Source organism: Streptomyces sp. P5F9 (assembly GCF_057961495.1).
In genome coordinates, this window is the sequence record NZ_JBXVPZ010000390.1 from 1 (window position 1) to 9,395 (window position 9,395).

The window sequence follows — 9,395 nt, forward strand, 5'->3', positions numbered from 1 at the left end:
CGCTCGTACGGTCGCCCTCCCCGGCGGACTCACCGTCACCATCCAGGAGTTCGGCGAGAACACCGAGGGCACCGGCGTGCTGGTACTCCACGGCGGCGCAGGTCCGCGCACGGTCGCCGGCATCTCCTCCGCCCTCTCCGAGCACGCGTACGTCGTCACACCGACCCACCCCGGTTTCGACGGCACGCCCCGCCCGGAACGCTTCGACACGGTCGCCGACCTGGCCATCGCCTACCTCGACCTGCTCGACACGCTGGACCTCAAGGGCGTCATGGTGATCGGCAACTCGGTCGGCGGCTGGATCGCGGCAGAGATGGCCCTCCGCGACAACCAGGGCCGCATCGGCGCCCTGACCCTGCTGAACGCGGTCGGCGTCCACGCCCACATGGTCGAGAACCGCGTCGTCGACCCGCGCACCATGGCCCCCTCCGACGTCAGCCAACTCTCCTTCGCCAACGCCGAGTTCCGCCCCGACTTCGCCTCCTTCACCGACGAACAGCGCGCCGCGGCCGGCGCCAACCAGAAGACCCTCGCGGTCTACGGCGGCGACCACTTCACCTACGACCCGAAGCTCCGCGGCCGCCTCCACCGAGTCACGGTCCCGGTCCTGGTCATCTGGGGCGAGGAGGACGGCATAGCCCCCCTCAAGTACGGCCGCGGCTACGCCGACTCCTTCCCCAACAGCCACTTCGCCCCGATCCCCGACGCGGCCCACTTCCCGCAGATCGAGGCGCTGGGGGCGACGCTGGGGGCGATCGGCGACTTCGTCAGCACGGTGGTAAAGCCGGGGGAGACGGACTGAGGTCGCTTCAGCCCCCACGTACGGCCGGGGCCCGGGTCAGTGACCTGGGCCCTGGCTGTCGTACGTGGCGATGGGAGCCGAGCCGCGTGGAGCCCGCCGGGATATACGAGTCCGAAGAGGAACCTCGCGCGCAACCCGGACCCAACCGGGCTCACCCGAAGGAACCGCCCTCCCGACTGACGAACAGCTCACACCCGTCATACCGGAACCGGACCCGCCCGTCGAACGCCGAGCCAGCGTGGGTGCAGACCCCCCAGTCCCGCCCTAGCTCTCCGCTCAACGCGATCCAGCGCTGTTCGCGAGTGCCTGCGAGCAGGGGGGTGCGCGGGGGTGCTCCCATCCCGTCTGCCACCGACCCAGACAGAGCCGAGCAGACGGGATGGGAGCTGGGGTGGATGGTGGGTCGAGGAAAGTAGCGGGTGCGGCTTGGCACGGGCCTGTACCTGTCTTTTACTGCACCGTCAGGCCGCAGGCCACGCCCGTGCAGTAGCCTCCCCGCGGAGGGGTGCCATGTCTGCGTGGATCATGCTGGGCTCTGGCTGCTTTGTCATAGTCCTGGGCGTGTTGACCTTGACCGACAGCCGGGGAATCGCAGAGTACGCGCGGTCGCATAGGGCTGGTTGGGGTCGGATGGCGATGGGTGGCGGCTTCGTCCTAGACGGCGGAGCTAAACTTCTCGGCTTGCCTTCTGGAGCGGGGATGGTCGTTTCCACCATTGCGCTAGGGATCATCGTGCTCGGTGCGGTGCTTCAGCTCCGGACAGGAATGTTCGCCAAGGCTCGTCACGCTGGCGACGCAGATTGAGCCTTGCCTTACTCCCCTAGGGCTTCGTCGTTCTCGCGGTCGGCCCGACTTACTGAGTCTCACGGCGCAATGTCACATGAGGTCCCGCGGCCGGGCCTCGCTGCGATCAAGCCGGACACAGAGAGCTTCCTCTGGCCAGTTTTGGCCGGATGGTGAGAGCCTACGACGCGCGTCTGTCGAATGGGGCTTGGTATATGGGGACTTGGATGGCCGGGCTGCTCGGCCCGCTGGCGGGCGGGGTAGCCGTCGTTCTCGCGACGTACTGGACGACGCGCGCGAAAGCACAGGCTGAAGCCCGCAAGCTGGATGCGGAAACGGAGAAGACGCGGGCTGAGACAACTCAGATCCTTGCTGAGGCGAACATCCGTCCCCAAACAGTGCCCGCCGAAAACGACCTTCCGAAGGGGTGGGGGGTGTCAGGATCAGTACCTGAATACTACGAGGTCGGCATCGATTTCGAGATCCACCAGTCGGGACGTGCATGCGCCTTCATCCGTTCCACGCATCAAAGCGCTGCAGATTATGCATCCCTATTACAAACGATCAGGGCCGATGCCTACAGAGGCTTCCGCGTGGAGCTGTCTGCAATGGTTAAGGCAAGGGACGTAGCCAGCTGGGCGGGTCTCTGGATCAGGGTCGATGACGCCACTGACAAGACACTCGCGTTCGGCAACATGTACAACGTGGAGCGACGCATCTCTGGCACTGTGAACTGGCGAAGATGCAGCATCGTGTTGGATGTCCCCGAAGCTGGCGCCTACCTCAACTTCGGGCTCCTGATCCAGCGAACCGGCCAGGTGTGGATGCATGACGTCCGGCTGGAGGTGGTCAGCGACGACGTACCAGTGACCGATATCCTGGCTATGCTCCCTCTTCACCCCATCAACCTGGACTTCGAGGATGGGACCAACTGACGCAGGTCAGGGTGGAGATAGGGCGACAATGCGCTGTGCAAGTCGCGAGTCGCCATCGGCCTGATACGCCAGCACGGCAGTCATGCGTGGTTCGTGATGGTTCGGCAGATAGACGCGCAGTCAGGACTCCCGGTGATCATGGAGTGTCGACTTCGCTGATCACCACAACGGAAGACCGTGCCTGCTGCGTCAGCATTGCCCATCGCCGCCGGGCCGGGCCAACTCGCCGGCTCCGATCCGGACCGCCCCGATGAACTGCCCGATCTGCTGGACCGGTTGCGCCGCCTGCCCGGCACGCGCTGTCTTCGGGGCCGACGTCACCCGCTGTCATATGTCCTGGCCCTGGCCGCCTGCGGGGTCCTGGCCGGAGCGAAGTCCCTGACCGCAATCGCCGAGTGGGCCGCTGATGCCTCTGACCAGCTCCTTGTCCATTGCGGGGCCACGCTGCGCGATCCGGACCGGCCCTACCGGGCGCCCAGCGAGGCGACCATGCGTCGAGTACTGCAGCGTATCGACGGCGACGCGCTCGACGCGGCGATAGGCGGCTGGCTCACCGCCCGTGCGGACGCCTCCCCTACCGCCGAACAGGCCCGCTATGCGCCGCCCCGCCCGGTGCGGGCGGCGGTCGCGGTGGACGGCAAATCCTTGCGTGGCGCTGTCCGCGCCGACGGCCGCTGCGTGCACCTCCTGTCCGCGCTGCGCGGCGACGGCATTGTGCTGGCCCAGCGCGAGGTCGACGCCAAGAGCAACGAGATCACCGCGTTCCGGCCGCTGCTGGACCCGCTGGTCCTTACCGGCTCGGTGGTGACCTTGGACGCGCTGCTGACCCAGACCGACCACGCGAGGTTCCTGGTCGAGGAGAAGGGCGCGAACTCACGATGCCATCAGCCGACTTGTCGGCCGGGGCAAGCAACACCTTTGAGAGACCTGCCCCCGAGGCAAACTCGTACGCGGCCGGCGCTGGCAGGTCACTGCTTGGTCATCGGCTGAGCCCGACCGCCGGTTGGGTCCCGGACGTGTTCTCCGGGCCGCCCCCGGACAGGTCGGGGATGCAACCATTCCCTACGGAGCTGGAACCCCCGGAAGCCGGCCGCGCGCTTGCGACCATAGTCGTAGGCACTGACAACGGACCCGCCCCTCGACGCGCAACGCCACAACGCACAACCCTCGTCATAGAACCCAGAGGTTGTGCGTTGGTTGGCATTGCTACGGCAGCTTCACCACCGTGAAGTCGTCGCAATACCCCGCCGCCGAAACGGAGTTCTTGTAGCAGTACACCGATGCCGAAGTGTTGGAGACGCCCCGTCGTGAAGAAGATCGGCTCCTGTGTGTACGTCGTCGTCGAGCCCCGCAGGTACGTCTCCGGGCCGCCGAAGCTCTTCACGCCTACGACCACCTCCTCACCGGCGGTGCCCAACTCCGCCCACGCCGCGAGCAAGTAACTGCCGCCGGACGTAAGGCCACTCACCGACGCCAAGACCGGCACCCGCGGAATCGCGACTTCGGACTGCGGGCAGAGTACGTCTGGGTCACCAACCGGGCTGCCGACGCGGTGGCGGCGTTCCGGATCACGGGTACGGCTCTTGAGCCCCTCGGGGAGATTCCCAGCGGGGGTACCTGGCCTCGGGGGCTGACTGCAGCGCCGGGGTATCTGGCCGGTGGCCAACCAACACAGCGGGACTGTCGCGGCGTTGGGAGGGGCCGTTGGTTGAGGCGGGCGAGGGTCTACGGCACCGTGGACTCTCGGGGATACCCTCGCGCCCATGACCGACTACCTCCAGGTGTCCACGGCGACGGCGACCCGCGAAGCAACCGTCCAACTGGCCCAGTCGGCGGTGTCGTTGAGACTGGCCGCGGGTGCCCAGGTCATCGGCCCTGTCATCTCGGCCTTCTGGCATCTCGGGGAATTCGGGACCGGGGAGGAATGGCAGCTGCTGCTGAAGACGCGAGCTGATCACTACGACCGGCTGGAAGCGCACCTGCTGGAGCGGCATCCGTGGGACAACCCCGAGATCGTGGCCGTGTCGATCGTCGCCGGATCTGCTGACTATCTGCGGTGGCTGGACAACTTCCTTTCGGGCGGGGCGGCGGGCTGAGATCCAGGAGACGGATTTTCGTCCGCTCAGGCCGCCACCTTCTGCCGGCCAAGTTCCCGAACCCGCTCGTTACCCGACACCCACGTGATCGATGAACGCGCCCAACGCCCCCACAACCGCACCCGGTTGCTCTTCCGGAATGCAGTGCCCGGCGTCCGGGACGACCACACCGGTCACGTTCTTCGCCCAGGGGCTGAGGGAGGCCTCCCTCGGCTGCGATGGAGGCGGCGTAGTAGTTGATTTCGGTGGCGTCGAAGGTGGTTGGGGAGAGGGTCTTGGTCCTCAAGAACCAGCCCACGTAGGCCTGTTCGCGGCCGGTGATCAGGGTCTCGGGGAGTTCGGGGACCAGGTGGAAGGCCAAGTGCCAGGTTTTCCAGGCCCGTTCGGGGTCCGTGGGGATGCTGTCCGAGAGGGTGATTCCGGTGATCCCGGCGTCGAGCAGGGCGACGCCGTGGAGGTGGTCCTGGTACTTCAGGGCGAGGGAGAAGGCGACGCAGGCCCCGATGTCGTAGGCGGCGAGCCAGTACTTCGGCACGTCGAGCGCGGTCAGCGCGGCCTGGACGCGCGCGGCGAGGGCGTGGGTGTCGTAGCCCTCTTCGGGACGGTCGGAGTGGCCCTGGCCCGGGAGGTCGACCGCGATCACATGGAAGCGTTCGGCGAGGCGGGGCATCGCCTTGTGCCACGCCCACCAGTTCTGCGGGAATCCGGCGAGCAGGACGATCGTGGGGGCGCTCGGGCTGCCGCCTTCCACGGCGTGCGGCTGGATTCCCTGTGCGTCGACCCAGCGGTGGGCGAAGCCGGGGAGGTCGCGCAGCGACAGACCGGCGACAGAGGCGGAGCTCCCTCTACTCCTCGTTCGGCGACCGACAAGGAGTCGCTCTATCTGCGGTGCCTGGACCGGTACGCCCTCCGGTATCGAGCCAGGTAGGAGCAGGCGCTTTCCTCCGGCACTTCCGGGGAGCCCCTGCGGGCGATTCGGGCGTTCTTCGAGGTCACCCTGCACCGCATCGCCGACCCCGCCGTACCGGACGGCTGTCTGGTCGCCCAGACCGCGATGGCGACGCCCGTCCTCGGCCCCGCCATCGCCGCGCGCGCGATCGACGCCGTAGGGATGCAGCGCGCGCGGCTCCAAACCGTCCTGCACGGCGCGGAGTTGAGCGAGGTGACGCCGAGGACCACGCCATCCACATCACGGCGGTCAACCAGTCGCCGGCCGTGATGAGCAGGGCCGGGGCGAGCGGGAAGCAGCTCGGCGCGATCGTCGACATCAGCATGAGCGCGCTCGCGCAGGCTCTGCGCGGCCGGGGTTAGGGCCTGTCCGGCGGATCATGCCGCAGACGCGGGGCGTGGCACGCCCATCTGCGGCGTTGTCGTCGGTCGCCGACGCTCCGCGTCGACTCCCTCCTCCGCCTTGCAGCTGCACGCGCCACGCCCCGCTCACCGGCGCTGATCAGGCACCGCCGATTTCCTGCGACCTGATCCGCCGGACAGGCCCTAGAGCACGCGCTCAGGGCACGTCCCGGGCCGGCATCAGCGGAACGCGTCCACATGGCGCGCGGCCCAGTCCGCGAACGGGCGCGGGGCGCGGCCGAGGACCCGTTCGATGTCCGGGCTGATGCGCAGTTCGGCCGGGCTGGGGGAACCGAGGATGGTCAGGGTGTCCTCGGCGAGTTCCGCCGGCATGCTCTGGGACATGGCGGCCTTGGCCTCCTCGCGGGTGAGGTCGTGGAACCGTACCGGCGAACCCAGCGCGGCGGCGATGGCCTCCGCCTGCGCGCGCGGGGTGATCACCTCCGGGCCGGTCAACTCGTAGATGCCGCCGGTGTGTTGGTCGTCCAGCAGGCAGGCCGCCGCGACCTCGGCGATGTCCGCCGGGTCGACGATCGGCACGCCGATGTCGCCGAAGGGCGCGGCTACGACCCCTTGCGCGCGGACGGACTCGGCCCACCACAGGGCGTTGGAGGCGAAGCCGCCCGGCCGCAGGACCGCCCACTCCAGGCCGGACCCCCGCAGTACGTCCTCCAGCGCGCGCATCGCGATCCGCGTCGCGCCGAACGGCCTGGTCGACACGCCCTGTGTGGAGAGCAGGACGACCCGACGGACCCCGGCCGCCTCGGCTACGGCGATGATGTCGGCCGGGTTGGCCCCGGTGGCGTGCAGGTCGCCGGAGAGCAGCAGGAACAGTGCCTTCGCTCCGGCCAACGCGGGCTTGAGACCTGCCGGTTCGGCGAGATCGGCGACCACATGGCGGACACCGTCCGGCAGCGACTCCGGCACCGACGCCGGCACCTTCGCCGTCGCCTTCGCCGTCGGCGCGTGCCGCGACACCGCCGTCACCTGCTGCCCCGCCTCGGCCAACGCCCGCGTCAACGGCCGGCCGATGTTCCCGGTCGCCCCTGTCACCACGATCATGTTCAGCTCCCTTGTCGCCTGTACTTCTACGGCCTTCACGCTAGGAGCCTGGCTAACTTTTGGTAAGGACATACCCCGAGGTAAGCTCATAACATGACGGAAGGCGTGCAGGAGACAGGGGTCGAGCCGGGCCCGCGGTATGAGGTGTTTCACACGGACTGCCTCGCCCGCGACATGGTCGACCACGTGACCAGCAGATGGGGCGTCTGGGTGCTGATCTCCCTGCGCCACAACAGCCTCCGCTTCTACGAACTCCGCGAGAGCATCCAGGGCATCAGCGAGAAGATGCTCGCCCAGACCCTCCGCACCCTGGTCCAGGACGGCCTCCTCTGGCGCGAGGTCGAACCGACGACCCCGCCCCAAGTCACGTACGGACTGACGGAGTTCGGCCGGGATATCGGCGAGCCGCTGTCGGAACTGTTCGACCGGATCACGCGGCGGTTGTCGGCGGACGAAGCGGGACAGAGGCCTACGTCGGCGCACTCGCCCTCCGCCTGAACACGACCGCCGAGCAGCCCCAGGTCAGAGCGGGAGATCGTCGGGCACAACGCGGAACGCCTTGTGGCTGCCCAGTGGGCGTACGGCCCGAAAGTCGCGGCGGCGGGCGGACCACGGCCGGGGGTCACGCGGGTCGCCCCACCCCCGGCAACACCTCCGCGCAAGCCACCGCATACGGCCAGATCGCAGCCCCGATCTCCTCCGGCGTCCCCGGACAGTCACGTCGTAGCCAGTCGATGATCGTGCCCAGTACCGCGCCCGCCAGGAAGGCGGAGACAGGGTCGTGCGGAATGTCGTCCGCGGCAGCCTCCTCACCGGCGCCCAGACCTCGGCTCATGCGGGCCGCGAGGGTGATCCGTTGGAGGAGGTGGTTGATCATGCGGGCGCTGCCCTCGTCGCAGAGGAGGGCTCGGTAGAGAGGGGCGTGGTCGGCCACATGGGCGAACAGGGCCGGCATGGGGTTCGGCAACGGGGCGCCGTCCGGGGTCAGTTGACCGTGCGGGATCGGGGCTACCGCCACCAACTCGTCGTACGTCGACGTGCATGCCGCCACCGCCAGGTCGTGGACGTCGGCGTAGTGCTCGTAGAACGTCGAGCGGTTGACGCCGGCGCGTTTCGTGAGGTCGGCGACGGATATCTGGCGCAGGTCGCGTTCGGTGACCAGGTCGCGCAGGGCCGCTTCGAGGGCGGCTCGGGAGCGGAGTACGCGGGGGTCGGGAACTCCGTGACCTTCGGGGGGTTGCGCCGGCATGCGGTAACAGTATTCTCCCCAACACCTGACGGTTATCCGACAGTTGTTGGATAGGAGTGCCGCATGGCCACGTACGTTCTCGTGCACGGCGGAAGTCACGGCGGATGGTGTTATCAGCGCGTCGCGCGAATCCTGCGGGCGAGCGGTCATGACGTCTACGCCCCCACGCTTACCGGGCTCGGCGAGCGGGCTCATCTGCTCACGCCCGGGGTCGATCTCGACACCCACATCAAAGATGTCGTTCAACTCCTGCATTTCGAGGGGCTGTTCGACGTCATCCTCGTCGGGCACAGCTACGGCGGCATGGTCATCACCGGTGCCGCCGACCGCGCCCTCGACCGCGTCGCTCACCTCGTCTACCTGGACGCGGCCACCCTGGCGAACGGGCAGTCCCTCGCCGAACCGGCACCGGAGTTGATGGCCGCGTCGCGAGCCATGGGGAGGGTGGTCGACGGAGTGGAGCTCGTCAACTTCCCCGGTGAAGGGCCCATGCCCTCCTACGGGTTGACCGATCCGGACGACATCGCCTGGCTGGCGCCGAAGATCACGCCGCATCCGTGGAAGTGCTTCGACCAGCCGCTGCGGCTCCACGACGAGGCGGGGGTGCGGGCGCTTCCGCAGTCCCAGATCGTATGCACGTCGACGCTTCCGTACCGCGATCCGGCCGACCTCGAACCCGCGCGCGCCGCCGGTCGGTTGTGGGACATCGACACCGGTCACGATCTGATGGTCAGCGAGCCGCAGGCCGTCGCCGGGTTCCTGGAGCTGGTGGCCGCTGCGACGGCGGCGGGGTGACGGCCGCCTGACAACCCGCTCACAGAATCGGCTGACAGTCAGTCACATTACCGAAACGTAACCTACCGACGGGTATCACGAGTAACTTACCCACAGGTAAGTTCCAGGCGAACCATTCTCCGGACGGCCGCTCCACAGGAGGTTCGCCATGCCCGCACGCATGCCCTCACGCAAACGAGACCTGCTCGCCGCCGCGATCACCGCCGCCGCCTGCCTCACCGCCCAGGCCCTCGCTCTCACGACCGCCGGCCCCGCCACCGCCGCGGACGAGGTCGTCTCCAGAGGCGTCACCATCCCCGAGTTCTACAACCCGCCCACCACCC

Annotated in this window: 9 protein-coding genes and 3 pseudogenes; 8 read left to right on the forward strand and 4 right to left on the reverse strand. The window is 68.2% G+C overall.

From position 1 onward, the window contains the following. From AC31A1_RS39570 to cutA, 5 genes are all read left to right on the forward strand, one after another. The coding region (locus AC31A1_RS39570; protein WP_489657920.1) for an alpha/beta fold hydrolase at positions 1-802 on the forward strand (802 nt) is incomplete at its 5' end. Between the two features lie 1,010 nt (positions 803-1,812). After that, positions 1,813-2,520, forward strand: a complete 708-nt coding sequence (locus AC31A1_RS39575) for a hypothetical protein (protein WP_489657921.1) — start codon at positions 1,813-1,815, stop codon at positions 2,518-2,520. Positions 2,521-2,697: 177 nt separating this feature from the next. Next, positions 2,698-3,510: an ISAs1 family transposase gene (locus tag AC31A1_RS39580; RefSeq protein WP_489657922.1), complete on the forward strand. Its 813-nt coding sequence runs from the start codon at positions 2,698-2,700 to the stop codon at positions 3,508-3,510. 317 nt (positions 3,511-3,827) lie between these two features. Continuing rightward, a complete protein-coding gene (locus tag AC31A1_RS39585) occupies positions 3,828-3,962 on the forward strand; it encodes a hypothetical protein (protein WP_489657923.1) in 135 nt (44 codons plus the stop codon). Between the two features lie 321 nt (positions 3,963-4,283). Then, positions 4,284-4,616: a divalent-cation tolerance protein CutA gene (cutA, locus tag AC31A1_RS39590; protein WP_489657924.1), complete on the forward strand. Its 333-nt coding sequence runs from the start codon at positions 4,284-4,286 to the stop codon at positions 4,614-4,616. 69 nt (positions 4,617-4,685) lie between these two features. Here the strand turns inward: cutA and AC31A1_RS39595 are convergent. Beyond that, positions 4,686-5,499, reverse strand: a pseudogene (locus AC31A1_RS39595) (alpha/beta fold hydrolase). Between the two features lie 647 nt (positions 5,500-6,146). After that, entirely contained in the window at positions 6,147-7,028 is an 882-nt protein-coding gene (locus AC31A1_RS39600) for an SDR family oxidoreductase (RefSeq protein WP_489657928.1), read from the reverse strand. 93 nt (positions 7,029-7,121) lie between these two features. Here AC31A1_RS39600 and AC31A1_RS39605 point away from each other — a divergent pair, with 93 nt between their 5' ends. Continuing rightward, positions 7,122-7,526, forward strand: a complete 405-nt coding sequence (locus tag AC31A1_RS39605) for a winged helix-turn-helix transcriptional regulator (protein ID WP_489657925.1) — start codon at positions 7,122-7,124, stop codon at positions 7,524-7,526. Positions 7,527-7,550: 24 nt separating this feature from the next. Here the strand turns inward: AC31A1_RS39605 and AC31A1_RS39610 are convergent. Both AC31A1_RS39610 and AC31A1_RS39615 read right to left on the reverse strand, forming a co-directional pair. Next, positions 7,551-7,628: pseudogene (locus AC31A1_RS39610) on the reverse strand (VapC toxin family PIN domain ribonuclease); the annotation flags it as partial. A gap of 22 nt (positions 7,629-7,650) precedes the next feature. Further along, positions 7,651-8,277 carry a TetR/AcrR family transcriptional regulator gene (locus AC31A1_RS39615; RefSeq protein WP_489657926.1) on the reverse strand — a complete coding sequence of 209 codons (627 nt, stop codon included), beginning with the start codon at positions 8,275-8,277 and terminating at the stop codon, positions 7,651-7,653. Between the two features lie 63 nt (positions 8,278-8,340). Here AC31A1_RS39615 and AC31A1_RS39620 point away from each other — a divergent pair, with 63 nt between their 5' ends. Together AC31A1_RS39620 and AC31A1_RS39625 are read left to right on the forward strand one after the other, a co-directional pair. Continuing rightward, positions 8,341-9,072 (forward strand): alpha/beta fold hydrolase, encoded by a 732-nt coding sequence (locus AC31A1_RS39620; protein WP_489657927.1) that lies wholly within the window; start codon positions 8,341-8,343, stop codon positions 9,070-9,072. A 160-nt stretch (positions 9,073-9,232) separates the two neighbouring features. Next, positions 9,233-9,395, forward strand: a pseudogene (locus tag AC31A1_RS39625) (triacylglycerol lipase); the annotation flags it as partial.